This is a genomic window from Halorubrum sp. GN11_10-6_MGM, from assembly GCF_005435165.1.
Taxonomy (GTDB): domain Archaea; phylum Halobacteriota; class Halobacteria; order Halobacteriales; family Haloferacaceae; genus Halorubrum.
Map to the genome: position 1 here is coordinate 21680 of NZ_SGUC01000002.1, position 26627 is coordinate 48306.

The 26627-nt window shown below is 70.8% G+C and carries 27 protein-coding genes; 18 read left to right on the forward strand and 9 right to left on the reverse strand.

The genetic code is table 11. The annotated features are described in order from the left end of the window. Positions 1-33: 33 nt before the first annotated feature. On the forward strand, positions 34-1812 hold the full coding sequence (locus EXE46_RS01305; RefSeq protein WP_199234085.1) for a phospholipase D-like domain-containing protein: 1779 nt from the start codon (positions 34-36) through the stop codon (positions 1810-1812). Positions 1813-1915: 103 nt separating this feature from the next. Here the strand turns inward: EXE46_RS01305 and EXE46_RS01310 are convergent, their stop codons facing one another. Beyond that, positions 1916-3910 carry a DHH family phosphoesterase gene (locus EXE46_RS01310; RefSeq protein ID WP_137686698.1) on the reverse strand — a complete coding sequence of 665 codons (1995 nt, stop codon included), beginning with the start codon at positions 3908-3910 and terminating at the stop codon, positions 1916-1918. Between the two features lie 142 nt (positions 3911-4052). On the opposite strand from EXE46_RS01310, the gene EXE46_RS01315 reads away from it, so the two are divergent. From EXE46_RS01315 to EXE46_RS01330, 4 genes are all read left to right on the forward strand, one after another. Further along, on the forward strand, positions 4053-4568 hold the full coding sequence (locus EXE46_RS01315; RefSeq protein WP_137686699.1) for a Mov34/MPN/PAD-1 family protein: 516 nt from the start codon (positions 4053-4055) through the stop codon (positions 4566-4568). Next, positions 4565-5017 (forward strand): adenylyltransferase/cytidyltransferase family protein, encoded by a 453-nt coding sequence (locus EXE46_RS01320; protein WP_137686700.1) that lies wholly within the window; start codon positions 4565-4567, stop codon positions 5015-5017. The genes EXE46_RS01315 and EXE46_RS01320 overlap by 4 nt, the downstream gene beginning before the upstream one ends. Before the next feature lie 146 nt (positions 5018-5163). Next, entirely contained in the window at positions 5164-6567 is a 1404-nt protein-coding gene (locus tag EXE46_RS01325) for a heme o synthase (protein WP_137686701.1), read from the forward strand. A gap of 141 nt (positions 6568-6708) precedes the next feature. Next, on the forward strand, positions 6709-6951 hold the full coding sequence (locus EXE46_RS01330; RefSeq protein WP_137686702.1) for a SelT/SelW/SelH family protein: 243 nt from the start codon (positions 6709-6711) through the stop codon (positions 6949-6951). Positions 6952-7339: 388 nt separating this feature from the next. On the opposite strand, the gene EXE46_RS01335 is transcribed toward EXE46_RS01330, so the two are convergent. Together EXE46_RS01335 and EXE46_RS01340 are read right to left on the reverse strand one after the other, a co-directional pair. Beyond that, on the reverse strand, positions 7340-9751 hold the full coding sequence (locus tag EXE46_RS01335; RefSeq protein ID WP_137686703.1) for a cation-translocating P-type ATPase: 2412 nt from the start codon (positions 9749-9751) through the stop codon (positions 7340-7342). Positions 9752-9854: 103 nt separating this feature from the next. Next, positions 9855-10055, reverse strand: a complete 201-nt coding sequence (locus EXE46_RS01340; protein WP_137686704.1) for a hypothetical protein — start codon at positions 10053-10055, stop codon at positions 9855-9857. 98 nt (positions 10056-10153) lie between these two features. Between EXE46_RS01340 and EXE46_RS16975 the strand changes: the two genes are divergently transcribed. From EXE46_RS16975 to EXE46_RS01370, 7 genes are all read left to right on the forward strand, one after another. Next, positions 10154-10330, forward strand: coding sequence for a hypothetical protein (locus EXE46_RS16975; protein WP_199234086.1), 177 nt, complete (start codon positions 10154-10156; stop codon positions 10328-10330). 7 nt (positions 10331-10337) lie between these two features. Beyond that, positions 10338-10853 carry a cytochrome c oxidase subunit II gene (locus tag EXE46_RS01345; RefSeq protein ID WP_137686705.1) on the forward strand — a complete coding sequence of 172 codons (516 nt, stop codon included), beginning with the start codon at positions 10338-10340 and terminating at the stop codon, positions 10851-10853. Continuing rightward, positions 10850-12640: a b(o/a)3-type cytochrome-c oxidase subunit 1 gene (locus EXE46_RS01350; protein ID WP_137686706.1), complete on the forward strand. Its 1791-nt coding sequence runs from the start codon at positions 10850-10852 to the stop codon at positions 12638-12640. The genes EXE46_RS01345 and EXE46_RS01350 overlap by 4 nt, the downstream gene beginning before the upstream one ends. Continuing rightward, positions 12637-12852, forward strand: a complete 216-nt coding sequence (locus EXE46_RS01355; protein WP_137686707.1) for a CbaC protein — start codon at positions 12637-12639, stop codon at positions 12850-12852. Before EXE46_RS01350 ends, EXE46_RS01355 begins: the two co-directional genes overlap by 4 nt. A gap of 103 nt (positions 12853-12955) precedes the next feature. Further along, complete coding sequence (locus EXE46_RS01360; RefSeq protein ID WP_137686708.1) at positions 12956-13360, forward strand: co-chaperone YbbN; 405 nt, start codon at positions 12956-12958, stop codon at positions 13358-13360. 451 nt (positions 13361-13811) lie between these two features. Beyond that, positions 13812-14234: a Fe-S cluster assembly sulfur transfer protein SufU gene (gene sufU / locus EXE46_RS01365; RefSeq protein ID WP_137686709.1), complete on the forward strand. Its 423-nt coding sequence runs from the start codon at positions 13812-13814 to the stop codon at positions 14232-14234. Positions 14235-14311: 77 nt separating this feature from the next. After that, entirely contained in the window at positions 14312-15010 is a 699-nt protein-coding gene (locus EXE46_RS01370) for an Sjogren's syndrome/scleroderma autoantigen 1 family protein (RefSeq protein WP_137686710.1), read from the forward strand. A 112-nt stretch (positions 15011-15122) separates the two neighbouring features. On the opposite strand, the gene EXE46_RS01375 is transcribed toward EXE46_RS01370, so the two are convergent. Beyond that, a complete protein-coding gene (locus EXE46_RS01375) occupies positions 15123-15410 on the reverse strand; it encodes a hypothetical protein (RefSeq protein ID WP_137686711.1) in 288 nt (95 codons plus the stop codon). Between the two features lie 243 nt (positions 15411-15653). Next, positions 15654-17018: a phosphoglucosamine mutase gene (gene glmM, locus EXE46_RS01380; protein ID WP_137686712.1), complete on the reverse strand. Its 1365-nt coding sequence runs from the start codon at positions 17016-17018 to the stop codon at positions 15654-15656. A gap of 134 nt (positions 17019-17152) precedes the next feature. On the opposite strand from glmM, the gene EXE46_RS01385 reads away from it, so the two are divergent. After that, positions 17153-17743, forward strand: coding sequence for a hypothetical protein (locus EXE46_RS01385; protein WP_137686713.1), 591 nt, complete (start codon positions 17153-17155; stop codon positions 17741-17743). Between the two features lie 28 nt (positions 17744-17771). Here EXE46_RS01385 and EXE46_RS01390 read toward each other — a convergent pair whose 3' ends face one another. The 4 genes from EXE46_RS01390 to EXE46_RS01405 form a co-directional block, all read right to left on the reverse strand. Then, positions 17772-18380 carry a hypothetical protein gene (locus EXE46_RS01390; protein ID WP_137686714.1) on the reverse strand — a complete coding sequence of 203 codons (609 nt, stop codon included), beginning with the start codon at positions 18378-18380 and terminating at the stop codon, positions 17772-17774. 43 nt (positions 18381-18423) lie between these two features. After that, complete coding sequence (locus EXE46_RS01395) at positions 18424-18816, reverse strand: hypothetical protein (protein ID WP_137686715.1); 393 nt, start codon at positions 18814-18816, stop codon at positions 18424-18426. Next, complete coding sequence (locus EXE46_RS01400; RefSeq protein ID WP_137686716.1) at positions 18816-19511, reverse strand: RAD55 family ATPase; 696 nt, start codon at positions 19509-19511, stop codon at positions 18816-18818. Before EXE46_RS01400 ends, EXE46_RS01395 begins: the two co-directional genes overlap by 1 nt. 144 nt (positions 19512-19655) lie before the next feature. Further along, positions 19656-20129, reverse strand: a complete 474-nt coding sequence (locus tag EXE46_RS01405) for a chemotaxis protein CheW (protein WP_137686717.1) — start codon at positions 20127-20129, stop codon at positions 19656-19658. Positions 20130-20231: 102 nt separating this feature from the next. Between EXE46_RS01405 and cheB the strand changes: the two genes are divergently transcribed. The 5 genes from cheB to EXE46_RS01430 are packed head-to-tail and all read left to right on the forward strand — an operon-like array spanning position 20232 to position 26588. Beyond that, entirely contained in the window at positions 20232-21338 is a 1107-nt protein-coding gene (gene cheB, locus EXE46_RS01410; RefSeq protein WP_199234087.1) for a chemotaxis-specific protein-glutamate methyltransferase CheB, read from the forward strand. Beyond that, positions 21338-23686: a chemotaxis protein CheA gene (locus tag EXE46_RS01415; protein WP_137686719.1), complete on the forward strand. Its 2349-nt coding sequence runs from the start codon at positions 21338-21340 to the stop codon at positions 23684-23686. The genes cheB and EXE46_RS01415 overlap by 1 nt, the downstream gene beginning before the upstream one ends. Then, on the forward strand, positions 23683-24501 hold the full coding sequence (locus EXE46_RS01420; RefSeq protein WP_137686720.1) for a protein-glutamate O-methyltransferase CheR: 819 nt from the start codon (positions 23683-23685) through the stop codon (positions 24499-24501). Before EXE46_RS01415 ends, EXE46_RS01420 begins: the two co-directional genes overlap by 4 nt. Beyond that, a complete protein-coding gene (locus EXE46_RS01425) occupies positions 24501-25715 on the forward strand; it encodes a HEAT repeat domain-containing protein (protein ID WP_137686721.1) in 1215 nt (404 codons plus the stop codon). The genes EXE46_RS01420 and EXE46_RS01425 overlap by 1 nt, the downstream gene beginning before the upstream one ends. Beyond that, positions 25716-26588, forward strand: coding sequence for a CheF family chemotaxis protein (locus EXE46_RS01430; protein ID WP_137686722.1), 873 nt, complete (start codon positions 25716-25718; stop codon positions 26586-26588). The last annotated feature ends 39 nt before the right edge of the window (positions 26589-26627 follow it).

A 26627-nucleotide genomic window follows, 5' to 3' on the forward strand; every position in this document is an offset into this window, starting at 1 on the left:
CCTTCTTATCGGAAGCCGGGGAGAGACCCCGGCGTGTCGTCTACTCCCTTCCACTCCGCGGGCAACGCGACCGCGAGCGTCGCGGCCGTCGCGCTCGGGCTGCTCGTCTTCACGACCCTCGCCCCGGTTGCGGCCGCGGTCGACGCCGGAGCCGGCTCGCCGGCCGTCGGCGTCGATCCCGGCGGTGCCGCCGCAGCGGCGAACGAGAGCGCGGCAAACCCGACGCTCGTCTCGACGACGCCGCGGATCGTCGAGCTGTTCCCGAACCCGGCGGCCGCGGAGAACCGCGGCGAGTACCTCGTCGTCCGGCTCCCGGAGCGCGGGAACTGGTCGCTCTCGGACGGCTACCACGAGGCGGAAATCCCGGCGAACGCAAGCGGCGTCGTCGCCCTCTCGATGGACCCCGCGAACGCGACGCCGCTGCTCGCCGACGAGACCGCGGTCGCCGGCACCGGCGGCACCGGCGACCCGACGCTCCGCGCGCTCGACGATCACTTCCCGCTCGCCGCGTCGGGCGACCGGGTCGAGCTCCGCCGGAACGGGACGACCGTCGCCGTGGTGGCGTACGACCGCGCCCGCGAGGGGTACCGCTGGCGCGCCGACTGGGGGGAGTGGCGCCCGCGGGGTTACGACGCCCGCTCGCCGGAGCGGACCGCGGACGCGGCCGTGACGCCGTTCGTGCTTCCCGACAGTCCCGGACTGCCGATCGAGCCGCTTCGGACCGCGGACGACCGGCTGTTCGTCGCCGGTTACACGCTGACCTCGGAGCGGGTCGCGGACGCCCTCGTCGCGGCCGCCGACCGCGAGGTTCGCGTTCGCGTGCTGCTCGAAGGCTCGCCGGTCGGCGGATTCTCGACGCGCAGCGCGGAACTGCTCGACCGGCTGACGGCGGCCGGCGTCGAGGTCCGTATCCTCGACGCCGAGGTCGAGCGCTTCCGCTTCCATCACCCCAAGTACGCGGTCGCGGACGGCCGCGCCGTCGTCCTCACGGAGAACTGGAAGCGGTCCGGCACCGGGGGCCGGAGTAACCGCGGCTGGGGCGTGGTCGTCGGGGGCGACCGCCGCGCCGAGGGTGAGACGGACGCCGGAGACGGGGGTGAGCCCGCCCCCGACGCGACCGTCGCGGACGACCTCGCCGCGCTGTTCGTCGCCGACTTCGAGGCCCGCGACGCGCGACCGTGGCGCGCCTTCCGCGCCGACGCCGAGTTCCACGACGGCGGGCGCGCGAACGGCACCTACCCGACGCGCTTCGACGCGCCCGCGGAGCCGGCGACGGCGAACGTGACCGTGCTGACAGCGCCCGGCAACGCCGCAGACCGGATCGTCGCGCGGATCGACGCCGCCGACGAGCGCGTGCTCGCGGTCGTGCCGCGCGTGGGCGGTCCAGACGACCGGATCGTCCGCGCGCTCCGGCGTGCGGCCGACCGCGGGGTCGACGTCCATCTGCTGCTCTCGGACGCGTGGTACGACCGCGAGACGAACCGGAACCTCTCGGAGCGGCTCGCGGACGAGCCGATCGCCGTCGACCTCGCCGAGCCGCGCGGCCGGTTCGGGAAGGTCCACGCGAAGGGGCTCGTCGTCGACGACACAGCGGTCGTCGGGAGTCTCAACTGGAATCCGAGCGCGGAGACCAACAACAGGGAGGTGTTGGTCGCGGTCGAGAACGAGTCGGTCGCGGAGTTCTACGCTCGGGCGTACGCCGCCGACTGGCGCGGCGGCGGCGTCCAGCTTCCGATCGGCTTCGCCGCCGGGCTCGGCGTCGCGCTCGCGGGCGCCGGCGCCGTCGCTCGACGGGAGATCGCGTTCGGGTGAGAACCGGGCTCGGGTGGGAATCGGATTCGATGAGTACCGGGTTCGGATCGGGACCGAGTTCAGATGCGAACCGGATTCGGTCCGACCGGCCGCGGCGGCCGGCTCAGTCGTCGAGCGCGATGGTCGACGAGAGCGCCTCGTCGATCTCCGCGCCGGCCATCTTCTCGACGAGCGCCTCGATCACCTCGCTCCGGCGCCCCTTCACGAACTTGATGGAGCCGACGACGAGGTGGCCGCCGCCGGAGACGCCGGCCTCGGGCAGCTCTTCGTTCAGCTCGGTCACCATGTTCGGGATGTCGAGCCGGACGCCGTCCGAGCGGAGGACGCAGAAGTCGGGGCCGTAGCCGATGGTGATGACGGGGTCGCCGGTCTCCGTTACCTTCGCGTCGTGGAGCTCGCCGGTGGTCTTCCCCGGCGCGGGGTAGGTGAACCGGTGGGCGTACTCGTCGAGATCGATGCGGTAGAGGTGCGCGCCGGAGGCGAGCCGCTCGTGTTCCACGTGGTCGTCGACGGCGTCGAGCTGGCGTTCCACGTCGCGCTCGGCGCGATCCGAGAGGAACTCGACGAGCTCCTCGTGGCGCGCTTCGTCGTCGCAGCCGACGTTGAGGGCGTCGTTGACGAGCGTCTTCCCCTCGGAGTAGCGGAGCCAGTGGGCGGCGTAGTCGAGCGCCTCCCCGATGTCGAGGAGGTCGGACTCGTCGTAGCCCGCGCCCTCGGCGAGCGCGACGTAGTCGTCCATGGTCTCGGCCTTCGAGCGGTCGGAGAGACCGGCCACCGCCGGCACGTGTTCGAGCTCTTCGGTGAGCGAGGGGTCGATCAGCCGGGCGAGTTCGACGCACATCATCCCCGTGGTGATCCGGTAGTCCTCGCCGTGGAGATAGGGGTTCACGTGGGCGTTGAGCAGGGACTCGACCGCCTCGGGGTCGGGGTGGTGGTGGTCGACGGCCGCGATGGGGATGTCGTAGTGCGCGAGGTTCTCGTAGGCGGGCACGTCCTCTTCGGTCGAGCCGTTGTCCAACATTAGGAGGAAGGGGAGCTTCTGCCCGTGCCGTGCGCGGCCCTCCAAGGCGAAGTTGAGGTCGCGGGTGACGTCCTCCATCTCGTAGTAGGGGGCCTTGCTCGGGAGCCGCTTGAAGAGGTGCCGCGGCGAGTCGGGGTCGCCGTGGACCTCCTCGATCAGGTTCTCCACGGCGAGTTGGACCGGAATCGCGGCGCACATCCCGTCACCGTCGGCGTGGTGTCGGACGCGGATCGGGCGCCCGGCGAGGACGGTCCGCCGGATCAGCCCGGCGAGTTCGCGGAGGTCGTCGTGGATCGGCTCGAACGCCTCCCACTCGACGAGCTGGTCGACGTCGGCGGGCGACGCGCGCTCGTCGAGGGCAGACTCGTAGCGCTCGCGCGCCTCGGCGGCGCGGTCGTCGGGGAGCCGCTTCAGGGAGTCGACCTCCAGTTGGAGCGCGTTCTCGCGGGTCTCGATCGTCCCGGAGACGTGGACCATGTCGCCGACCTCGACCTCGGGGTACGCCCGGACGCCGGCGGACTCGAAGGCGGCACAGGAGACGACACCGGAGGCGTCGGCGACCGCGAACACCGTCGGGCCGCCCGTCTGTTTCGCCTGGACGACCTCGCCCTCGACGGTCGCCTCGTCGCCGGGGGAGAGTCCGCGGACCCGCGAGACGGTCGGCTCGTGGGCGACGGTCTCGGTGCGGTAATCGGCGAGGTCGACGTCGTCGAAGGCGACGTCGCCGTTCTCCTTCACCTCGGTGAGCCGGACGATCAGCCGGTCGCCGACGGCGTAGTCGTCGTCGAGGTTCGACTCGTGGACGAGCCCGCTGACGGCGTCGGAGAGGTCGACGAACACGCCGTAGTCGACGACGCCGTTGACCTCGGCGTGGTACAGCTTGTCGACCGCGGCGTCTTCGAGGGTACAGTCCGGCGCCAGGTCGTAGACGGTCGGCCGGTCGTCGGTCGCGCTCTCCGGCCGGTCGTCGGTCGCGCTCTCCGGCCGGTCGTCGGCCGCCCCCTCCGCCTCGTCGGCGTCGGGTTCGGGGCTCGAATCGCCCCGCGTGCCGGAATCCCCGGCAGTGTTTTCGCTCATGTGGTTCCTCCTCGGGAACGGCCGGTGTTAAGCCTGTTCTCTCGGGTCTCGCGGCGTCGAGCCGCGCCCGTCGGCCGGCGGAAACGCCCCCCACGTCACGCGGTCCGGAACCCCTATGAGGCGACGGCGACTTATCTCGTTCATGCGACTGTTCCGCTCGGACGAGCTCCTCGGCATCGCCCGAGAGACCCTGGAGTTCGTGCTCGAGGCGAGCGAGGAGACGCACCCCAACGAGTACATGGGGTTCCTCCGCGCGGACGACGCCCGGAAGCTGGACCTCGACCGGGACGGACAGGTGATAACCGACGTGCTCGTCATCCCGGGCACGGAGTCGAGCCCGACGAGCGCCACCGTCCGCACCAACATGAAGCCGAACGACATGCGCGCGGTCGGCTCGGTCCACTCGCACCCGAACGGCGCGCTCCGGCCGAGCGACGCCGACCTCGCGACGTTCGGACAGGGGAAGGTCCACATCATCGCGGGCGCCCCCTACGGCTGGGGCGACTGGAAGGCGTTCGACAACGAGGGGCGACAGACCACCCTCGACGTGCTCGACGTTGAGGTGCCGGACGAGCACTTCTTCGATTTCACGCAGGCGGACATCGACCGGGAGCTGGAGGACCGAGACGACGGCGGCTTCCTCTCGTGGTTCCGATGACGCGGGTCGTCGCGCAGGGGACGTTCGACCTGCTCCACCCCGGCCACGTTCACTACCTGGAGGACGCGGCGACGTACGGCGACGAGCTCCACGCCATCGTCGCCCGCCGCACCAACGTCACGCACAAGCCCGCACCCGTGCTGTGTGCCCGCCAGCGACGGGACATGGTCGAAGCGCTCGACGCGGTCGACGAGGCCCATCTCGGCGACCCCGAGGACGTGTTCGTCCCCATCGAGCGGCTCGACCCCGACGTGATCGTGTTAGGGTTCGACCAGCACCACGACGAGGCCGACATCGCGGCCGCGCTCGACGCCCGCGGGATCGACTGCCGGGTCGAGCGCGCGTCCGGCCGCGAGCCGAAGTACGAGGACGAACTGCTCTCCAGCGGCGACATCGTCGATCGGATCTTGCGCGAGCGCGGCGACGAGTCGGGCGTCACGGGCCGGTGAACGACGGACGGCCGCGTAGACGACGGACGCTCTCGTGAACGACGGACGGCCCGGTGAACGACAGACGCCCCGATGACCCGATGGACGGGCTCGGACGGGGGGCGGAAGCGCGGCATCTAAATGGACTGGCTCCTAAATCGAGGTGAGTGAACGTTCCCGACAAGTTCCCCGCGGTGTTGGCCGCGGCCGCGATGGGCGTGTACCTCCTCGTCGTCGTCGGCGCGACCACTTCCCTCACGGAGGCGGCGACCGCCTGCGGCGGCTGGCCCGCCTGCGGGAGCGGCGCCGCCCTGCCGACGGCGACCGAGGGGTGGATCGCCCTCGGCCACCGCGCCCTCGCGGTCGCCGTCGGTCTCCTCGTCGCGCTCTCGGCCGCCCTCGCGTGGCGGGACGGCGCCGACCGTCGAGTCCGGCTCGCGCTCGCGCTCGCGCTCGTCGTCTACCCCGCGCAGGCCGGCGTCGGGGCGCTCGTCGCGCTCGGCGACCTGCCGGCCGCGCTCGGCTCCGCCCACCTCCTCCTCGGGGTCGGCATCTTCGGCGCCGTCCTCGCGGCGCTCGCGTGGTGGCTGGAGGCCGAGACGGGGCACCCGGACGACGCCCCCGACGACTTCGAGCCCGGGACGGACCACCTCCCGCCGGTCGAGGAGGCGCCGGAGCCGGAGATTCCGACGGCGACGCTTCCCCGGCTGCGGGCGACGGCGGCCGCGTACTTCCGGCTGATGAAGCCGCGCCTGATGTGGCTGCTCTGTCTCGTCGCCGCGGCCGCGATGGCGCTCGCGGGCGGGTCCGGGTTCACGCCCGGCGTCGTGGCGGCGACGCTGGCCGGCGGCGCGCTCTCGATCGGCGCCTCCGGCACGTTCAACCACGTCCTCGAACGCGACGTGGACAAGCGGATGCAGCGGACCAGCGACCGCCCGCTCGCGACCGACCTCGTGCCCGTCCCGAACGCCCTCGCGTTCGGCGGGCTGCTGACGCTCGTCTCGCTCGGGCTGTTCTGGAGCGTGAACCCGCTGACGGCCGCGCTCGGGCTGGTCGCGATCGTGTTTTACAGCGTCGTGTACACGCTCGTCCTCAAGCCGAACACGGTCCAGAACACGGTCATCGGCGGCGCGGCCGGCGCGCTCCCGGCGCTCATCGGCTGGGCCGCGGTGACGGGCGAGGTCGGCGGCGGCGGGCTGCTGCTCGCCGCGGTCATCTTCCTGTGGACGCCGGCGCACTTCTACAACCTCGCGTTAGCGTACAAGGACGACTACGAGCGCGGCGGGTTCCCCATGATGCCCGTTGTCCGCGGCGAGACGGCGACGCGCCGGCACATCCTCTGGTACCTCGGCGCGACGCTCGTCGCCGCGGTCGCGCTCGCCGCGGCCGCCGACCCGCTCGGCGCGCTGTACGCGGTCGTCGGCGTCGGCGTCGGCGCGGTCTTCCTCTGGGCCGTCGTCCGGCTGCACTACGAGCAGACCGAGGACGCCGCGTTCCGCGCGTTCCACGCGTCGAACGCCTACCTCGGCCTGCTGCTGTTCGCGGTCGTCTTCGACGCGCTGGTGGTGTGAGAGGGTCGGCGTCGTCGCGGCGCCCCGGAGTTCGTCGCGGCGCCTCGCGTGTTCGTCGCAGCGCCTCGCGTATTCGTCGGGGGCGAGTCGGCGACCGCCGCGACCGCCCGTTTTAATCGGTTGCGCGTCCTACCTCGTGGTATGACACGCGTCGAAGTCGAGTACTGCGTCCCCTGTGGCATGTTGAACCGCGCGCAGGACGTCTCCGAGGCGATCCTGAAACAGTTCGGCGAGGGGATCGACGAGGTCGCGCTGGTGACCGGCGACGACGGCGTGTTCGTCGTCCGCGCCGACGACGAGGTCGTCTTCGACAAGACCGAAGACGAGTACGACGTCGACGCCATCGTCCGCGCGGTCAGGCCGTACGTCGGCGCGACGGCGTAAGGCTCGGTCGTTTATTTATAAATGGCTTCGGACGGATCGACGAGGAGCGCCGCCGAAGCCCCAATCGCTCGCTTATAACTAGCTGCTTCTGAATCGGCGGTGTTCACTGCCGAAGCCCCAGTCGCGAAGCAGGCGCACGCTCGCTGTGCGCCTCACTCGGTCGCTCACTGCGTTCGCTCCCTCGTTGCGGTGCTTGCTTCGCCTGCGCCTGCTTCGCGACTGCCCCTTCGAGTCCCCCCGCACAGCACCGCAACCGCACCTCACGCCTCCCCAGCCTCGCGGTTCGCGCTCTCCGAGCGCTCACCGCTCCCTCGCGCGTGCTGCTCGGCCGCGAGGCGGCCTCGCAGGCACGCGCCACCGCTTGCTTTCGAGTCGAATCGGGTCCCCGTCAGTTTTCGTTATAAACGGCGCGCGCGGAGTTCGTCACCACGAGGATGCTGCTCGACGCCATCGCGAGCGCGGCGAGCAGGGGGTTGAGGAGGCCCGAGAGCGCCAACGGAATCGCGACCGCGTTGTAGACGAACGCCCAGCCGAGGTTCTGCTTCAGCCGCCGGTTCGTCCCGCGAGTGACGGCGAACAGCTCCGGGACCGCGGAGAGTCGATCCTCCAGCAGGACCGCGTCCGCGGCGTCCGCCGCGAGGTCGGTGCCGGAGGCGATCGAGACCCCGAGGTCGGCGGCGGCGAGCGCCGGGGCGTCGTTGCTCCCGTCGCCCACCATCGCGACCGACCCGTCGGCGCCGAGCCGCCGCACCGTCTCGGCCTTCGCCTCCGGCGGTACCTCGGCGAACACCTCGTCGATCGCGGGATGCTCCGCGAACCGCCGCGCCGCGGCCGGCGCGTCGCCGGTGAGCACGACGACGCGGCGGCCGTCCGCGTCGAGGTCGGCGACGACCGACTCCCAGCCGTCGCGCACCTCGTCGCCGACGGTCAGGACGCCGCGGACGCGACCCGCCCAGCCGACGTAGACGGGGACGTTCCCGCGGTCGCGGGCGGCCGCCCCCGCCTCGCGGAGTCGGTCCGGGGTCGGCCAGTCGCGCTCGGCGAAGAGGTCGCGGTGTCCGACGACGACCTCGTCGCCGTCGACGCGCCCCGCCACCCCGCGGTCGAAGACGTCGACGTCAGTGGCGGCGGCCCCGCCGTTCGCGGACGCACTGACGGTACCGCCGTCGGTCGCGGCCCGGTCGCCGGATCGCTCGCCAGCACCGTCGTCCGACCCGCCGCTCACGCCCGCGACGATCGCCTCGGCGATCGGGTGGATAGAGGCGCGCTCGACGGCGGCCGCGCGCTCTCGGACGCGCTCGACCGAGGTCCCCTCGGCCGCGGTCGCGTCGAGCAGCCGCATCTCGCCGTCGGTGAGCGTCCCGGTCTTGTCGAGGACGACGGTGTCGACGTCGTCGGCCGACTCGAAGACGGCGTCGGAGACGACGACGATCCCCCGCCTCGCGGCGTCGCGGATCCCGGCCGCGACCGCGAGCGGCGTCGCGAGCCCGAGCGCACACGGACACGAGACGATGAGCACCGTCAGTCCCACGAGCGCGGCGTCGATCGGCGCCGACCCGAGCGCTAGCGTGGCCGCGGCGCCGACGGCCGCGACCGCGACGACGAGGGGAACGAAGGCGGTCGCCAGCCGGTCGACGAGGCGCTGGATCCCGGACCGCGAGCTCTGGATCTCCCACAGCAGGCGCACGAGCGTGTCGAGGGTGTTCGCCGCGTCCGCCCCAACCTCGACGACGACCGGGGAGTCGGTGACGACGGTGCCGCCGCGGACCGGGTCGCCCGCGCGCTTCGTCACCGGGAGCGACTCCCCGGTGACGAGCGCCTCGTCGACCGCCGCGGTCCCCTCGGCGACGGTGCCATCGAAGGGCACGCGCTCGCCCGGCCGGACGAGCAGGCGGTCGCCGGGGTCGACCGCGTCGGCCGCGACGGTCTCGCCCGCCTCGGTCCGGACGGTCCGGTCCTCCGTCGCCGTCAGGTCGGCGAGCATTCCCGTCGCCCGCCGCTTGATGATCGACTCGTAGTGGTTGCCCGCGGTGACGACGAGGACGACGGCGATGGTCACGTCGAAGTAGAGGTCTGTCCGGCCGACGAGCAGCGCGAGCGTGCTGTACGCGTACGAGCTCGTCGCCGCGAGCGACACGAGCAGGTCCATGTTCGGCTGTCTCGCCCGGAGGCTCACGTACGCGCCGCGCAGGATCGGGTAGCCGGTGTAAAACAACACGATGGAGGCGAACAGCCAGATCTGTGCGAAGAGGTAGGTTCCGGAGACGCCGCCGAGGTCGACGATGGGATCGTACCCGAAGTAGGTCGGGTATAAGAAGAGGACGTACCACAGCATCGCCATCATCCCGAAGAAGCCGCCGCCGATCAGGAACCGCACGACCGCGTCGTTGTCCTCCGCGTCCGGGTCCGCCCGGTCGCTCGCCGAGTAGCCCGCGACCGAGAGCCGGTCGGGGAGTTCCGCGGCGCTCACGGCGTCCGGGTCGTAGTCGACCCGGATCGTGTCCGTGGCGTAGCTCGCCTCTGCGGCCGCGACTCCCTCCTGCTCGCCGGCCGTCATCTCCAGGAATGACTCGCAGGTCGCGCAGTGCATCCCGTCGACGTGGAGAAACGTCGTCTCGCCGTCGAACTCGTCGTCCGGCGTCGCGTCCGGCCGGCGCTCGTCGAGGTCGTCGAGGTCATCGACGTCGTCGAGCGAGCGCGCGACGGTCAGGCAGCCCCGACAACAGAACTCGCCGTCGACGTCGGGGGCCGTGTGCGGGTCGTCCCCGGTCGGGAGGTCACAGAGCGTACAGCGTGACATGCGTGGTGGTGTTCGTCGTTCCGCCGGGCGGCGCGGTCCCGTTTCCGTCGATCTTCTCGCGTCGCGTCCGCCGTGCGTCGGTCAGACCGACGCGTTCGAGCGGTTACGCCCGTTCCGGATCGGTCGCGTCGTCTCCCACTCCCGGGAAGCTCCCCCCGGTCGCGATCCGGAGGCTCGCCCAGATGAGCAGGACGTTCACCAGTGTGACCGCGACGAAAACCTCCGATCGGTCCGCGATAAACACCGCGGCGGGGACGAGCCCGCCGAGGACCAGCAGTACGGCCTGTTGGATCGAGAGCCCCATACCGCGATGTACGACTCCCTGAAGATATATACCGCCCGTGTTCTCACGGTTCGAAAACCGCTGTATCATATATATTCCGCTACCGACAACCGCGGCCCATGGCGCAAAACGAGACCGCACACGCTCCCGCGGACGACGTGGGCGGCGACACCGAAGAATTCGACCCGATCGGGACGCTGACGCTCATCGGGATATACTTCGTCATCTTGGTGCTGTCGTGGGTGTACATCTACTACATCGAGTTCCTCGGCCGCGATCTGGTCGTCGTGGGGTGATCACGAGATGCACATTCACGCCTACGAGAAGATCTGGCTGGCAACGTCGGTGCTGCTAATCTTGTTCCTCCTCGGCTCGGTCACCTACGGCGCCGTCGGCCCCGGCGTCGCGATGGTGAGCGACACCGAGCCGACGATCGACGCCGGCGCGCTCGACGAGGACGAGCGATTCTCCGAGCCGCGGGTCGAACAGGTCGGCGAGAACGAGTACGCGGCGTACGTCGTCGCGCGACAGTTCGGGTTCCAGCCCGATCCGATCGTCTTACCGGCGAACAGCACGGTGACGTTCTACATCACGTCCGCGGACGTGATACACGGGTTCGAGGTCGCCGGGACGAACGCCAACACGATGGTCGTCCCCGGCGAGGTCTCCGAGATAACCGTCAGGGTCGAGGAGCCCCAGGAGTACGGCCTCATCTGTAACGAGTACTGCGGCGCCGGCCACCACGTGATGGAGGGGAAGGTGAACGTCGTCAGTCAGGCGGCCTTCGAGGAGCGGACCAGCGGGGGTGACGGCGAATGAGCGAGGCGCTCGAAGGGGACCGGACCTTCGCCGACAAGTACCCGGAGGAGGCCCGCATCGTCCGCGCAGCGCTCCTCAGCTCCTTCCTCGCGCTGGTGATCGGGGCGATACTCGGGATCATTCAGACGCTCCACCGCACCGACGTGGCCCGGATCATCCCGTCGACGGACTACTACACGGTGCTGACCGCGCACGGGGTGTTCCTCGCGATCAGCTTCACGACATTCTTCCTCGTCGGGCTGTTCACGTGGGCGGTCGTGCGGAGCCTCGACCGGCCGCTTCTCAACACCAAGATCACGTGGACGTGGTACGGGCTCATGGCGGTCGGGATGACGATGACCGGCGTCTCGATCCTCGCGGGGTTCGTCGACGCGGTCGACATGAGCGCGGACGTGCTGTTCACGTTCTACGCGCCCCTCCAAGCCCACCCGATGTTCTACGCCGGGCTCGCCGTCTTCATCGTCGGCTCGTGGATTGCCGGCGCTGACTACTTCCGCACGTGGCTCGCGTGGAAGCGCGAGCACCCCGACGAGCGGATCCCGCTCCAGACGTTCATGGTGTTGACGACGATGGCGATGTGGTACATCGCGTCCTCGGCGGTGGCGGCGTCGGTGCTGATCTTCCTGCTGCCGTGGTCGCTCGGGCTGATCGATCAGGTGAACCCGACGCTGACCCGGACGCTGTTCTGGTTCTTCGGCCACCCGGTGGTGTACTTCTGGCTGATGCCGGCGTACCTGCTGTGGTACACCGTGCTGCCGAAGATCGCCGGCGGGCGGCTGTTCAGCGACCCGCTGGCTCGGGTCGTGTTCGTGCTGTTCCTCCTGCTTTCGACTCCCGTCGGGATCCACCACCAGTACCTCGATCCGGGGATCGCGGAGGGGTTCAAGTTCATCTCGATGACGAACACGCTGTTCCTCCTGCTGCCGAGCCTGCTCACCGCGTTCACGGTCGTCGCGAGCGTCGAGTACGGCGCCCGCCAGCGCGGCGGCGGCGGGCTCCTCGGCTGGCTCACCGACCTCCCGTGGCGCGATCCGGCGTTCACGGGGATGATGCTCGCGGGACTGATGTTCGCCGCCGGCGGCTTCTCCGGGATGGTGAACGCCGGGATGAACATCAACTACATGATCCACAACACGATCTGGGTTCCGGGCCACTTCCACCTCACCGTCGGGACCGCCGTCGCGCTCACGTTCATGGCCGCCACGTACTGGATCTGGCCGCAGATCAGCAACAAGCCGATCTACAGCCGGACCATCGGACTGGTCCAGGTCGTGGTCTGGTTCGTCGGGATGGCGCTGATGTCGAACGCGATGCACGCGCAGGGGATCATGGGCGTCCCGCGCCGGACTGCCGAACCGGAGTACACCGGCTTCGACTACCCGACGATGTTCGGCGGGTTCGAGGAGCTGAACATTCAGATCGCGATCGGCGGGACGCTGCTGTTCGTCTCGACGGTCCTGTTCATCGGGAACCTCCTGCTCACGATGGGGAACCCGAAGGTCTCCGGGCTCGCGGACCCGCTGCCGCCCGCCTTATCCGGTCCCGACGATTCGCCGAAAGTGCTGGATAACCTCCGGCTGTGGGTCGGTATCGCGCTCACGCTCGTCGTCCTCGCGTACGCGCTCCCGCTGGCGGCGATCGTCCAGCGCGGCGGCCTGCTCGGCCCCGGCGTCGGCACCTATCCGGTGTGGCTCGCGCCGCTGTTCGACGCGCTCGCGGACGCGGCCGCGCCGCTCGTCGGCGCGGTCGCCGACGCGTCGGCCTCGCTCGCCGAGGTGGTCCGATGAGCGTCGACATCTCCCGCGGCGGGCTGCTCGTGACGCTCGCCGTCTTCGGCGTGATCGTCTACGAGATGCGGACCGTCCTCGATTTCATTGGGATCGAGCTGCCGCTGATCCCGTACATGGCCGGGGTGTTCGTCCTCGCCGGCCTCTCGGTGTGGTACGTCACGCTGAAGGGCGGCTGGCGGACCGAGCCCGAGGGCGACGAGCCGGCGTAGCGAGGCGGTCTCCGACTTTCATCCTCTTCTCGCTTCCCGATCCATCCGCGAAGTCGATTTCGCCGACAGAAGCAGTTATCACCCCTCGACCGCAATAGTGTGTATGGAATCCAATACTGTGTCGAACGGGGCCGACGCGGCCGACGCCGACGCGGCCGACGCCGAGGCGGCCGACGGCGGGGACCGCCCGGTTTCGCTGGCTGACGAGGCGGAGCTCGACGCCTTCGTCGCGGACGCCGACGCCGCGCTCGTGGAGTTTTACACCGACGGCTGCGGGATCTGCGCGAGCATGGAGCCGGTGATCGGGAACGTCGCCCGGGGCGTCGAGACCGACCTCGCAGTCGGGCTGGTGAACCCCCGCGACGACCCGCCGCTGGTCGAGCGGTTCGACGTGCGGAGCGTCCCGCTGTTCGTCCTCTTCGTCGACGGCGAGCCGGTGGCGCGCCGCGCCGACGGTTTCATCCCGGGCGACGAGCTGACGGCGTGGGTCGAGGAACACGCGGCCTGATCGATAGCGCTGTGTCGGTCTGGACTCGTTCCGGGAGTTCGCCGCGACGACGACCACCGAAACCCCAGCCGCTCGGCCGTACGACGATTTCATTTATAAATCGCTAAGCCACACGGACCGCTCCGAAGCCCCAGCCGCGAGGCGGGCGCACGCTCGGAGCGGTCCTCGCTCGTTCGCTCCGCTCACTCGCTGCGGTCCTGCCTTCGCCTGCGCCCGCCTCGCGACTGCCCCTTCGAGTCCCACCCCGCACCGCGACCGCACCTCACCCCTCCCCAGCCTCGTCGGTGGTCCTCCGCTTCGCTCCGGACCACCGACTCCCTCGCGCGTGCTCCTCGCGGCCGCCGAGGGCGGCCGCTCGCAGGCACGCGCCGCCGCACGTGGTGGTTTCGCTTATTAAACGACCGCGTTCGACGGAACCCTTTTGAGCCGGAGCGGCCTACTCGGAGCCAGTATGGGACTGGGCTCGGACATGTACCGGCAGCAGATCCTCGACCACTACAAGAACCCGCGAAACTACGGGGAGATCGAGGATCCGGACTTCACGCACGTCGGCGAGAACCCCTCCTGTGGCGACACGATCCGGATGGACGTCGACCTCGACGACGACGGGGAGACGATCGAGGCGGTGCGGTTCACCGGCGACGGCTGCGCCATCTCGATGGCCTCCGCGAGCATGCTCTCGGAGCGGCTCCACGGGATGGACGTCGAGGAGCTGGACGCGCTCGACACCGACGACGTCACCGAGATGCTCGGCGTCGACATCTCCCCGATGCGCGTGAAGTGCGCGGTGTTGGGACGACAGGTCGCGCAGGACGGCGCGAAGATCCACCGCGGCGAGCTCGACCCCGACGACCGCACGATCACCGAGGAGTAGCCGGCCTCTCGCGCGGGAGGCCTCTCCTCCGGCCCGAGCCCACGGAACTTTTGCCCGCGAACCACGTTCGTTCGTCCATGAGCGACGGCTTCGACAAAGAGGCGGAACGCGAGAAGCTCCGCGAGAAGCTCGCGGACGACGAACAGAAGCGCGAGCACACCCAGCGGATGTCCGAGCTCCTCCTGAAGGGCGCGACGATGACGAATCGCCACTGCGACGCGTGCGGTGACCCGATATTCCGCCACGACGGCCGCGAGTTCTGCCCCACCTGCGGGAACGAGGTCGGGGGAGGGACGGGCGAGACGACTGAGACCGCGGCCGACGCGGACGGGACGGCGGCCGACGCGGACGCAGCCGCGGCGGACGGCGCCGCCGCGGAGAACGGCTCGATCGACGCCGGCTCCGCCGACACCGTCGCCCCCGACCCGACGGACGCCGGCGTGGTGGACGCCGCCCCGACCGAGACCGCACAGTCACCGTCGTCGCCGCCGACCCCTGCGCCTTCGCAGGAGTCGGTATCCTCGCAGAGCTCGTCGCCCTCTCAGGGAGCCGCGCCGCCGCAGCGGTCCGAGCCGCAACCACCCGCGTCCCGGCAGTCGACGCCGTCGCAGTCGGCCGACGACGCCGGCGGCGTCGACGCCGCTCGCGCGTCGCTGACGCGCACGCTGACGCGGTTCGCCCGCGCGGCCGAGGAGACGGACGACCCGCGACGCGCCCGCGATCACCTCGAAGCGGCCCGCGAGGCGGCCGAGGCGCTTGCGGCGCTCGAACGGTGACGACGCGGAGCGACCGCGTACCGAGAAGCGACCGGCGAACTGCGACCGCACGTCAGTAGCGACCGGCGAAGGGAGCCCGCAGCGTAGCGACCGGCTTCCAGCGGGGTCGGCGTCAGACCCGGACCGGCGATCCGGCGGGCTCCATCTCGGCCCAGCCCGGCTCGTCGCGCAACAGGGCACAGACGATCCGAACGACCTCGTCGACGCTCTCGTGACAGTCGACGTCGCCGCACTCCGCGCGGCGGGCGAACCGATCGACTTCCTCCAGCGTCACGGTTCCGTCGGCGACGGCGCCGGTGAGGGTCTGCGTGTCGCTTTCGAGCGCGTTCAACAGCTCGGGCGACGGGTCGGTCTCCGACGAGGCGGGACGGGACGTGCGGGCCGGGTTCGCGGTGGTCATCTCAAACGTTACTACAGACTGAGTAAACATATTACTACCGGAAAACGTTAGAAGTATGTCTGTTCTTGGCGTTGGTTGCGGCGGGACCGGCTTCGCGACGCCGACCTGCGTCGTTTATCACCCATCGCCGGCGGGTGTGCGGGCAACACCTCCGAAGCCTCAGCCCCTCGGCCGGACGACGATGTCGCTATCGGCCGGCTGACTCCAGCGAGGGGCGAAGGTCCACGGAAAAACGAACCGTCGCTATCGACCGCTCTCGACGGCGACGCGCATGTCCTCGGCGAGCTTCTCGGCGCGGTCGGCGTCGGCGGACTCGGCGTAGATCCGGATCTTCGGCTCGGTGCCGGAGGGGCGGACGAGCACCCACGCGTCGCCGTAGTCGAGGCGGTAGCCGTCGGTCGTGTTCGGCTCGGCCTCGGCCGTCTCGACGTAGGCGCGGGCGGCAGAGAGCATCTCGTCGCGCTCGTCGTCGTCCGCGTACCCGACGTTCTCCCGCACGAAGTGGTAGTCGCTGTACGGCGCGACCACCTCGCTGACGGGCGCGCCACCCGCGCCGGCGAGCAGTTCGAGGAAGCGCGCGCCGATGTACGCCCCGTCGCGGGAGAGCCGGTACGGCGGGAAGAAGATCCCCCCGTTCCCCTCGCCCGCGACGGGGACGTTCACTCCCTCGTCGTGGAGCTCGCGGGTGCGGGTGATGATGTTCGTGGCACCGATGGGCGTCAGTTCGAGGTCCGCGTCGTTGTCGGCGCAGACGTCGACGAGCCGCTGGGAGACGTTGACCGCGCTGACCACCGCGTCGCCGGGCGCGAGGCAGTCGTCCGCCATCGCCGCGAAGGAGGTGTCGCCGTCGACGAACGCTCCGGTCTCGTCGACGAAGACCGCCCGGTCCGCGTCGCCGTCGTGCGCGATCCCCACGTCTGCGTCGGAGGTCGCCACCAGCCGCGAGAGGTCCGCGAGGTTCTCCGGGACCGGCTCGGAGTCGCGCCCGGGGAAGTGACCGTCCGGGGTCGCGTTGACGGTCAGCACCTCACAGCCGAGTTCGCGGTAGATCCGCGGGGACGCGACCGAGGCCGCGCCGTGACCGGGGTCGACCGCGACCGTGAGGTCGGCGTCGGCGATCGCCTCGCCGTCGACCGCGGCGGTCAGCTGGTCGACGTAGTCGTCGACGACGCCCTCGATCGCGGTCGTCGCGCCGGCCGACCGCCAGTCGGCGCGGTCGTACTCGTCGTCGAGAACGCGCCGTTCGATCCGCTCTAACACGTCGACCGACAGCTCGACGCCGTCGTCGCCGACGAGCTTGATCCCGTTGAACTCCGGCGGGTTGTGCGAGGCGGTGACGAGGACGGCGGGGACCCCCGCCGACTCGCAGTAGTTCCCCACCGCGGGCGTGGGCACCACGCCGAGGCGGTCGACGTCGCAGCCGACCGCGGCCAGCCCGCTCGCGGCCGCGTTCGCGAACAGCTCGCCGGTGGTCCGGGTGTCGCACGCGACGGCGACCCGGTCGGCGTCCCAGACCGTCCCGGCCGCCTTCGCGATGTCGAGGACGAGCGCGGGCGTGAGGTACCGCAGCGCGACCCCGCGGATGCCGCTCGATCCGAACAGCTCCATGCGAGGCAATGCGCCGGCCGACGGGAAAGCGGTTCCGAACCGCTCGGACGGGCACGTGTCGGTCGGCGGACACCCCGACGCTCGGCTCCCGGACGACGCGTGCGGTTCATGCCGGTGGCGCCCGTTCGCTCGGTATGGACCACACGCGACGCGACGCGCTCGTCGGAAGCGCGCTCGCGCTCTCGGTCGCGACGGCGGGCTGTCTCGACTTCGCGGCGGGCGACGGACCGCAGGGACCCGAGGGGACGCCCGAAACGCTGACCTGCGAGGACGACGGGTTCGTCCGCCTCGATCAGCCGTTCGAGGCGTCGGTCACCGAGACGATCGCCGAGACGCCCGAGACGACCGTCGAGCTCTCCAGCGAGGGGACGACCGAGACGTACGGCCAGTCGCTCCGGCTCGTCCTCCGGAACACCGGCGACGCCCCCGCCGCCACGCTCGGCGAGGCCGCCTACTCGCTCCAGCGCGAGACGGGTGCGGGGTGGCTCGACGTCCGCGGGGCGACGACCGGCGAGCCGGTCGAACTCCCCCGCAACGAAGCGTCGCTCGACACGAGTTCGGCGTACTCTTGGGACATCACCCTGACGGAGACCGGGATCGCCGACGCGGTCGACGGCGTCGACCTCGACGTCTGTCCGCCGCTCGGCCCGGGGACGTACCGGTTCGTCTACTGGGGGCTCGTCGACGCGCCGCCGATCGGCGCGGCGTTCGAGCTGGTGGGGTGAGGGCACACTCCGGCGCTACGGAACCCGATCAGAACGGCTGCCACTCGGAGGGCTTGCCGACGCGGCCGCGGACGCGGAACTCCCGTTCGTCGTCCTCGACGCGCGTCTCGACGACGATCTCGAACGGCTCGTGGAGGGTGTGGACGACCTGCTCGTCGTGCGCGGTCGAGCCGACGACGCCGACGAACGGCCAGCCCTCGCCGGAGGTCTGCGAGGTCATCACGCGGGTGAACCGGTAGATGCGTTCCGGGTCCCAGTACATCAGCAGCTGCGACAGCGAGTAGATCCCGACGGCGCGGTCGCGGCCGGCCGAGGACTCGACGACGTCGGTGAACTTGATCCCGATGTCGGTGAGGTTGCCGGCGCTGGCGACGTACTTCGTCGTCGGCGTGTCCTCGCGCTTGTCGCCCTGCTCGTGGGTGACGCAGTCGATGACGACCACGTCGTCGCCGCTCTCTCCCGTCAGCTCCTCGTAGTCATCGCGGACCTTCTCCGCGGTCCGTCCGGTCGAGATCACGACCGGGCCGTCGGACCACGCCGCGAGCAGCCGGTTGAACAGGTCGTACTTCCCGCTCATCGGGGGACCGCTGATGAGGACGCTGTCGGCACCGCGGACAGCGTCGGGAAGCGCGGTCATGGTGAAGACGTGAGAGAGTGTCGGATAAAACCCTTCCGAGGGGTCACTTTCGGAGCATGGAGGGGAGGTCGAGCGACGACGGCGGCCCCTCCCGCGGTCCGTCGGTCAGTGTCAGTTCGCGTATCGCACCGGGGAGCGCGGCGGGCACCGGCGACTCGCGCGGCGTCCCGACGCCGTCGACGAGCGACCGCCAGACAGCCTCGTCGTCGGAGTCGTCTCGCTCCGCTCTCGCCTCCAGCGCCTTCGTCCGCCCCTCGTCGTACGCCAACTCCACGATGCTCTGGTCGTAGGCCCCCGGGAACGCCTCCAGCACGCGGTCGAGCTCGTCGGGACGGGGGCTGTCGACGCCGGCCGCGACGCCCAGCGCGAAGGCGCGCTCGACGGCCTCCTCCCGAGAGAGGTCGTCCCACCCCGTGCCGAACGTGCGCTCGTACATCAGTGGGTCACCGTCGTCGCCGGGCCCACCCGGAGACCGCTGTCGGTGAATTCGACGTCTTGGATGTCCGTGTCGACGTTCGTCCCCCGCATCTTCAGCACTTGGACCCCGCGGCGCATCCCCTCGTCTTCGAGGTAGTTGTGCATGAAGACGACGCCGTGTGCGAGGTAGTGCTCCTCCGAGTAGGCGCTCGGGTCGGTCATCTCGGAGATCAGGAGGGTGGTGGCGTCGGTCCGCTTCAGCGACGAGAGCAGCTGGATCATCGTGTCCTCGTCGTCGTCGAGGAGGAACCGCAACAGCATCGTGGAGTCGAAGACGACGCGGTCGATGTCGCGGGAGTTGATGAACCCCGTCAGGCGGTTCGTGACGCCCGAGCGGTCGCGGCGGTCGCCGGGGAGGCCGAAGAAGCGCCGACCGTCCGAGGAGAAGGAGTCGAGGAAAGTGACGCGATCGGAGTCGAGCGCGCGGTCGAACCCGAAGTCGTAGCCGCTCATGTCCTCGCGGATCCCCTCTTTGGTCTCGTGCATGCTGATGTACAGGACGTCCTCGCCGTTCCGGGCGCCCTGGGCCGCGAACTGCGAGCAGAATGTCGTCTTTCCGCTCCCGGGCGGACCGCTGACAACGTAGAGGCGGCTCTCGGGGAATCCGCCGTCGGCGAGATCGTCGAACCCCGGGACGCCGCTTGACACGCGCATACGTACCGAACCCGTCGGACCGCTGATAAGCGTTGGCTCCCGGTTCTCACGGGTGAGAACCGGTCGGTGCGGGGCGACGATAGAGTCGTCGCCGTCGCAGTCCGGCTACATGGGCCGTCGCGGGTCGACGACGCCGCGACCCGGCTACGCCTCCGCGGTCTCGACGTCGTCGAGGTCGGCCGCGAGGGCCTCGTCGACGTCCGGCGAGACCCACACGACGAACCGGTCGTCCGACTTGACGATCCCGCGGACGCCCTCGTCTTCGACGGTGGTGCTCTGGTCGACGTCCTCGGGCGAGACGTCGCGGACCTGGAACACCTCGTCGACCATCCACCCGACGGTGCCGCCCTCGTCGACCTCCGCGTCGTCAAAGACGACGATCCGCTCGCGCGGGCCGTCCTCGTCGATGTCGAACAGCGTCTTCGGGTCGACGATCGTCGTCGTCCGGCCGCGGAGGTCCATCACGCCCTCGACGTGGTCGGGAGAGTTGGGAATCCGGGTGAGCTCGCCCGCGTCGACGATCTCGTCGATGACCCCGATGTCCAGACAGTACGTCCCGTCGCCCAGGCCGAACTCCAGCACCTTCGTCGGTTCGGCGTCCGCCTCTGTGGCTGCCATACCCGTCCCTGCGGTCAACCGACAAATAACCGTGATCCCTGAATTATCAGGGGTGATTACTGGGTCCGTGGATTTATGCTGATTCTGGGCCCGCTGTGGAACATGAGCAGGACGACGGATCGGCGCGGCGGTCGGGACGGGTCGCCGCGGGTGGTGGTCGTCGACGACTCTCCGTTCATGCGGGGACTGATAAGCGACCTCTTGGCCGACGCCGGGGTCGCGGTCGTGGGCGAGGCTGGGGACGGGGAGGAGGCGCTCTCGGTGGTGGCCGAGACGCGCCCCGACGTCGTGACGATGGACGTCGAAATGCCCGGGATGGGCGGACTCGAAGCCGTCGAGCGGCTGATGGAGGAGACGCCGACGCCGGTGTTGATGCTGTCGGCCCACACCGACGAGGGCGCGGAGGTCACCTTCGAGGCGCTCGACCGCGGCGCGGTCGACTTCTTCGCGAAGCCCGGGGGAGAGGTCTCCACCGGCGTCTCGCGCGAGTCCGACCGGCTCGTCGACGCGGTGCGGTCGGTCGCCGACGCCGACCTCGACGCCGCGACCCGCGAGCGCGACGACCCGACCGTCGCGGCCTCGCGGTCGACCGGCTCCGGCGCCGACGCCGGGGCAGGGGCCGACGCGGCGGATATCGACGCGCCGCTGACGGTCGTGATCGCGGCGTCGACCGGCGGCCCGAACGCGGTCGAGCGCGTCCTGTCGGCGCTGCCGATGGCGGACTGCCGCGTGGTGGTTGTCCAGCACATGCCGGAGGCGTTCACCTCGCGGTTCGCCGACCGACTCGACGCGGCCTCCGCGTACGACGTGCGGGAGGCGAGCGACGGCGCGCGGATCGGCGCCGGCGAGGTGCTCGTCGCCCGCGGCGGTAGCCACACCGTGATCGACAGCTACCGCTCGGGGCGGCTCCGGGTGAAGCTCGACGAGGACGACGACTCCCACACCGTCACGCCCGCGGCCGACGTGACGATGCGGTCGGCGGCCGAGGTGATCGACGACCCGCTCGTCGGCGTCGTGTTGACCGGGATGGGCTCGGACGCCGCCGAGGGGATCCGCGCGATGGCCGACGCCGGGGCGCGCACGATGGCGCAGAGCGAGGACACCTGCGTCATCTACGGGATGCCGAAGCGCGCGGTCGAGACGGGCGGGGTCGACGCGGTGTACGACCTCGACGACGTCGCCGGCGCGATAGTCGGGGGTGAGGCCTGATGGACTCCCACCGCGCCGCGTTCGTCGCCGAGGCCGAGGACGGAATCACGGACCTCAACAACGCCCTGCTCGCCCTCGAGGCCGACCCCGAGGACGCCGAGGCGATGGACGACGTGTTCCGCGTCGCGCACACCCTGAAGGGGAACGCCGCGGCGATGGGGTACGAGGACGTCTCCGACTTCGGCCACGCGCTGGAGGACCTGCTGGACGCGGTCCGGCAGGGCGACCGGGACGTGAACCCCGAGCTGATGGACCTCCTCTTCGAGGGCGTCGACACCGTCGAGGCGATGGTCGAGGAGATCGCCGACACCGGCGAGGTGTCGACCGACCCCTCGGACCTCGAATCGCGGCTGCGCGAGATGGAGGAACACGGCACCGTCGGGGGCGGCGACGACGGCGAAAGCGGCGGTGCCGGTGGCGACGAAGCGGGCGGCGACGACGGCGAGACCAACGGGGCCGTCGACGCCGATAGCGAGGCCGATGCGGCGGGGGGCGAGCCGGAGGAGGACGGTGCGGACGAGACCGCACCCGACGTCTCGGTGCCGGAGCCGCCCGCGGCCGACCTCGCGGACCCGGTCGCCTACGCGGACGTGACGATCGGCGACGCGCAGATGCCGGGCGTCGACGCGGCGCTCGTCCTCCAGGCGCTCGACGAGCAGTTCGACGGGCACGCGACCGACCCCGCCCCGGAGGCGCTGGAGGGCGGCGAGTACGACGAGGGGTTCGACGCCTTCGTCGGCGGCGCCGGGCCCGAGGTCGTCGCCGAGGGGCTCCGGGCGCTCACGCAGGTCGAGGCGGTGACGGCGGTCGCGGTCGACGGCGACGACGCGGAGTCGGACGCGGCCGACGCCGACGCGGGATCCGAGGCCGCCGCCGAGGCCGGCGAATCCGAGGGCGACGCCGACGCCGAATCCGAAGTCGAGGCCGATCCGGAACCCGACGCGGATGCGGAAGCCGAAGTCGAGGCCGATCCGGAGTCCGAGGCCGACGCTGAACCGGACTCGCCCGCCGAGGCCGACGACGGCGGCGACGGCGACTCCGAATCGTCCCCGGACGACGCCGGCTCGAAGTCCGACTCCAAGTCCGGTGACGAGATCAAATCGATCCGGGTCGACGTCGACCAGGTCGACGAGCTGTACGGGCTCGTCGAGCAGCTGGTGACGAGCCGGATCAAGCTCCGCCGGGAGATCGAGGGGACGGAGGCGGAGTCCGACGCCCTCGACGAGCTCGACAAGCTCGCCTCCAGCCTTCAAGACACGGCGATGGACATGCGGCTCATCCCGTTCTCGCAGGTGTCCGACTCGTTCCCGCGGCTCGTCCGCGACATCTCGCGGGACCTCGACAAGCGGATCGACTTCGAGATCGAGGGCGACGACGTCGAGCTCGACCGCACCATCCTCACGGAGATGCGCGACCCGCTCGTGCACGTCCTCCGGAACGCGGTCGACCACGGGATCGAGTCGCCAGAAGAGCGCGAGGCCGCGGGGAAGGACCCGACCGGCCACGTGGAGCTCACGGCCGAGCGCGAGCGCGACCACGTGATAATCGAGGTCGCGGACGACGGCGGCGGGCTCGACCCCGACCAGCTCCGCGAGAAGGCGGTCGAAGAGGGGGTCAAGAGCCGCGAGGCGGTCGAGGCGATGGAGGACGACGAGGTGTACGACCTCGTCTTCCACCCCGGCTTCTCCACCGCGGAGGAGGTCACCGACGTCTCCGGCCGCGGGGTCGGGATGGACGTGGTCCGCACGACCGCCCGCGACCTCGACGGCTCCGTCTCCGTGGAGAGCGAGCCCGGCGAGGGGACCACGGTCCGATTCCGGCTCCCCGTCACCGTCGCCATCGTGAAGGTGATGTTCGTCGACGTGGGCGGCACGGAGTACGGGATCCCGATCAAGTCGATCGCCGAGGTCGCCCGCGCCGACGACGTCGAGGAGGTCCACGGCGACGAGGTCGTCAGACACGAGGACGACCTCTACCCGGTGATCCGGCTGAACGAGCGCCTCGGCGAGATCGGCTCGGGCGCGCCGGAGGCGTCGGCGGCCGCGAACGAGACGCCCGCCGCCGACGGCGGCGTCGCGGTCGACGGCTCCGGGGGCGCCGAGGGGAGCGACCCCGCCGGCCCGGGGACCGACGCCGCGGGCGGTGCGGGCGAGACCGACCACGGGATGCTCGTCCGTATCCGCGAGGAGACGCGACAGGTCGCGCTCCACTGCGACGCGGTGTTAGACCAGGAGGAGGTGGTCGTCAAACCCCTCGACGGCCCGCTCTCGGGGACGCCCGGCCTCAGCGGCACGGCGGTCCTCGGCGACGGGGACGTCGTGGCCGTGCTCGACGTGGTGAGCCTATGAGCGGATCGGCAGACGACGGCGAGACGGCGTTCGAGGGCGTCCTCCGGCAGATCGACGACACGGTCCCGTTCGAGCCGGGGTACTACAACGAGTCGTACCTCGACCGCCGGATCACGGCGCGGATGCGGCGCCGAGACACGGAGTCGCACGCCGAGTACGAGCGCATCCTCCGCGAGGACGCCGAGGAGCGGCAGGCGCTGATGGACGCGCTCACGATCAACGTGACGGAGTTCTTCCGCAACCCGGAGATGTGGGACGTCCTCCGGGACGTGTTGCGCGACCGGACCGCGAACCAGCGGCGCGTCCGCGTCTGGTCGGCGCCGTCGGCCGACGGCCGCGAGCCGTACTCCGTCGCGATGTTGGCCTGCGACGACCCCGAGATCGACGAGTCGCGCGTCGAGGTGCTCGGCTCCGACATCAGCGAGGAGGCGCTCGAAAACGCCCGCGAGGGCGTCTACCACACGACGCGGACGACGGACATCGCCGAGGAGCTGGAGCCGCTCTCCGACCCCGACCGCTACGTCGAGCGCGACGAGGACACCTTCCGGGTGCGTCCGGCGGTCAAGCGGCTCGTCGAGTTCGAGACGCACGACCTGATCCGTGACGGCGCCCGCGACCCCTTCGACGTGGTGTTGTGCCGGAACCTGCTGATCTACATCGACGTCGACCACAAGGCGGCGCTGTTCGACACGCTGGAGGCGTCGCTGGCGGAGGACGGCGTCCTCGTGTTGGGAATGACCGAGAGCGTCCCCCCGGACCGGAGCGACCGCTACGAACCGATCGACAAGCGGCGGCGGGTGTTCGGGAGGCGCTGATGTCGCTGTACCAGCACGCCCGGGACGGGAACGCGGAGCGCCTCCGGGACGCGCTCGGTAGCGACAGCGCGGCGGTCAGGCGACGTGCGGCGGAGTTCCTCGGCGAGATCGGCGAGGAGGGCGACCAGCCCACGATCGACGGGCTGCTCCGCACCGCGACGACGGACGACGACCCGGAGGTCCGCGGCGCGGCGGTCGACGCCCTCGACGAGATCGGCGAGGCGGCGCTCGAACAGCTCCTCGAAGAGCTCACCGGCGGCGGCGGGGACTCCGAGGCCGAGTGGGTCACCGCGCAGAAGTTCGCGCGGGCGCTCCAGACCGACCGGCCCGAGCTCCGGATGGCGGCGGCGAACGCGCTCGGTCGCCTCGACGACGCGAGCGGCCTCCAACCCCTAGTCGGCGCGCTCGACGACGAGGACGCCCGCGTCCGGCTCCGCGCGGCGCAGGCCTGCGGGACCTTCGCGGACCCCCGGGCGGTCCCCGGGCTCCGCGAGCGGCTCGGCGACGAGGAGCCGCGCGTGCGACGCGCCGCGGCGAACGCGCTGGGCACGATCGGGACCGACGAGGCGCTGTCGCCGCTCCTGGACCTGCTCGACGACGGCGACGAGTCGATCCGGCGGATCGCGGCCGGCGCGCTCGGGAAGGCGAGCACCCCGGAGCCAGTCGAACCGCTCGCCCGGGCGCTCGGCGACGAGAGCGCGGTCGTGCGCAACGCGGCGGTGTACTCGGTGATCGAGCTGCTCTCGAATGTTCCGACCCAGCAGAGCCACGCTGTCCGCGATCAGGTGGTCTCGGAGCTGAAGGCGGCCGACGACGCCACCGTCGTCGAGCCGCTCGTCGAGATCCTCACCGACGGCCAGCAGTCCCGCCAGCGGCGGAACGCGGCGTGGATCCTCGGCCGGGTGGCGGACCCGGACGCGTCGCTGGCGGTGGAGGCGCTCGCGGACGCGCTCGCGGACGACGACCCCCAGACCGCGCAGTTCGCGGCCACGAGCCTCAAGAGCCTCGGCGGCCCGGTCGTCGAGGACCGTCTGCTCGACAAGCTCAGCCCCGAGAACCCGGAGGACGCCCGCGCGAAGGCGGTGTTCGTCCTCGGACAGATCGGCGGCCAGGAGACGCTGAACCGCCTCGAAGAGTACGCCGACGACGACAGTCAGGCCGTGAGAAAGCGCGTGTTCTCGGCCGTCTCGAAGCTCCGCGCGGGGGGCCCTTAAATGGCGCAACAAGGAGACGAGTACAAGATCACCGACACGCAGGCGAAGTTCGCGGTCGCGGTCCGCGAGGGCCGGAAGGTGAGCGACGTCTCGTGGACGCCCGGCCGCGTCCTCCTCTCCAACCGTCGCCTGATCCTCGCGGGCAACGACGGGAAGCGGACGGTCCCGCTGTCGAAGCTGGAGCGCCTCGGCGGTCGGCACGACGCGAACCAGTCGGTCGCGCGCGTCTCCAACTACGTGAGCTTCGACCTCGGCGAGCAGGTGCTGCTCGTCGCCGCGAAGGACCACGAGCCGTTCGAGCGCGACGTCTACCGCGCGCTGCTCGACCAGAAGACGGTGATGGCGAAACACCCCGCGATCGAGGGGGGCGTCGTTCAGGACACGGGGTGGGAACAGGCCCGCGTGAAGATCGACGAGAACGGGCTCAACGCCGCCTTGGAGCGCGGCGCGTTCGTGAAGTTCGACCTCGACGACATCAGCGGGCTCGACGCCGCGAAGCGCACGGTGAACGGCGAGAAGAAGCCCGTCATCGAGGTGTCGCACACGGACGACGAGGGGACGAGCATCGAGACGCACGTCGCGGGTGACCCCAGCCGGATGCGGTTCGTCGAGTCGTGGCTGCGGAAGGGCGAAGAGCGTAGCTCGACGAACGTCGACCTCTCCAGCCGCGACCGAGAGGTGCTGATGGCGCTGTACTCCGGCGTCTCGCCGTTCGAGATCCCCTCGTTCCTCGGGATGGACGTCGACGACGTCGAGGAGACGTTCGAGCGGCTCGTCGACCTCGAAGTGGTCGAGGAGGTGCGGATCCGCCGCGAGGTCGCGCTCAACTCCCGCGGCCGCAACATCGCCAGCGAGGCGATGAACGAGCAGTAGCGGGACTCGCGTCCCGCGCGCCGACTCCGAACCGTGACT

Coding starts and splice junctions, on each gene's coding strand:
- EXE46_RS01310 (WP_137686698.1), bottom strand. CDS start 3,910: ATGAGCGAAAACACTGCCGGGGATTCCGGCACGCGGGGCGATTCGAGC.
- EXE46_RS01315 (WP_137686699.1), top strand. CDS start 4,053: ATGCGACTGTTCCGCTCGGACGAGCTCCTCGGCATCGCCCGAGAGACC.
- EXE46_RS01320 (WP_137686700.1), top strand. CDS start 4,565: ATGACGCGGGTCGTCGCGCAGGGGACGTTCGACCTGCTCCACCCCGGC.
- EXE46_RS01330 (WP_137686702.1), top strand. CDS start 6,709: ATGACACGCGTCGAAGTCGAGTACTGCGTCCCCTGTGGCATGTTGAAC.
- EXE46_RS01335 (WP_137686703.1), bottom strand. CDS start 9,751: ATGTCACGCTGTACGCTCTGTGACCTCCCGACCGGGGACGACCCGCAC.
- EXE46_RS01340 (WP_137686704.1), bottom strand. CDS start 10,055: ATGGGGCTCTCGATCCAACAGGCCGTACTGCTGGTCCTCGGCGGGCTC.
- EXE46_RS16975 (WP_199234086.1), top strand. CDS start 10,154: ATGGCGCAAAACGAGACCGCACACGCTCCCGCGGACGACGTGGGCGGC.
- EXE46_RS01345 (WP_137686705.1), top strand. CDS start 10,338: ATGCACATTCACGCCTACGAGAAGATCTGGCTGGCAACGTCGGTGCTG.
- EXE46_RS01350 (WP_137686706.1), top strand. CDS start 10,850: ATGAGCGAGGCGCTCGAAGGGGACCGGACCTTCGCCGACAAGTACCCG.
- EXE46_RS01355 (WP_137686707.1), top strand. CDS start 12,637: ATGAGCGTCGACATCTCCCGCGGCGGGCTGCTCGTGACGCTCGCCGTC.
- EXE46_RS01360 (WP_137686708.1), top strand. CDS start 12,956: ATGGAATCCAATACTGTGTCGAACGGGGCCGACGCGGCCGACGCCGAC.
- sufU (WP_137686709.1), top strand. CDS start 13,812: ATGGGACTGGGCTCGGACATGTACCGGCAGCAGATCCTCGACCACTAC.
- EXE46_RS01370 (WP_137686710.1), top strand. CDS start 14,312: ATGAGCGACGGCTTCGACAAAGAGGCGGAACGCGAGAAGCTCCGCGAG.
- EXE46_RS01375 (WP_137686711.1), bottom strand. CDS start 15,410: ATGACCACCGCGAACCCGGCCCGCACGTCCCGTCCCGCCTCGTCGGAG.
- glmM (WP_137686712.1), bottom strand. CDS start 17,018: ATGGAGCTGTTCGGATCGAGCGGCATCCGCGGGGTCGCGCTGCGGTAC.
- EXE46_RS01385 (WP_137686713.1), top strand. CDS start 17,153: ATGGACCACACGCGACGCGACGCGCTCGTCGGAAGCGCGCTCGCGCTC.
- EXE46_RS01390 (WP_137686714.1), bottom strand. CDS start 18,380: ATGACCGCGCTTCCCGACGCTGTCCGCGGTGCCGACAGCGTCCTCATC.
- EXE46_RS01395 (WP_137686715.1), bottom strand. CDS start 18,816: ATGTACGAGCGCACGTTCGGCACGGGGTGGGACGACCTCTCTCGGGAG.
- EXE46_RS01400 (WP_137686716.1), bottom strand. CDS start 19,511: ATGCGCGTGTCAAGCGGCGTCCCGGGGTTCGACGATCTCGCCGACGGC.
- EXE46_RS01405 (WP_137686717.1), bottom strand. CDS start 20,129: ATGGCAGCCACAGAGGCGGACGCCGAACCGACGAAGGTGCTGGAGTTC.
- cheB (WP_199234087.1), top strand. CDS start 20,232: ATGAGCAGGACGACGGATCGGCGCGGCGGTCGGGACGGGTCGCCGCGG.
- EXE46_RS01415 (WP_137686719.1), top strand. CDS start 21,338: ATGGACTCCCACCGCGCCGCGTTCGTCGCCGAGGCCGAGGACGGAATC.
- EXE46_RS01420 (WP_137686720.1), top strand. CDS start 23,683: ATGAGCGGATCGGCAGACGACGGCGAGACGGCGTTCGAGGGCGTCCTC.
- EXE46_RS01425 (WP_137686721.1), top strand. CDS start 24,501: ATGTCGCTGTACCAGCACGCCCGGGACGGGAACGCGGAGCGCCTCCGG.
- EXE46_RS01430 (WP_137686722.1), top strand. CDS start 25,716: ATGGCGCAACAAGGAGACGAGTACAAGATCACCGACACGCAGGCGAAG.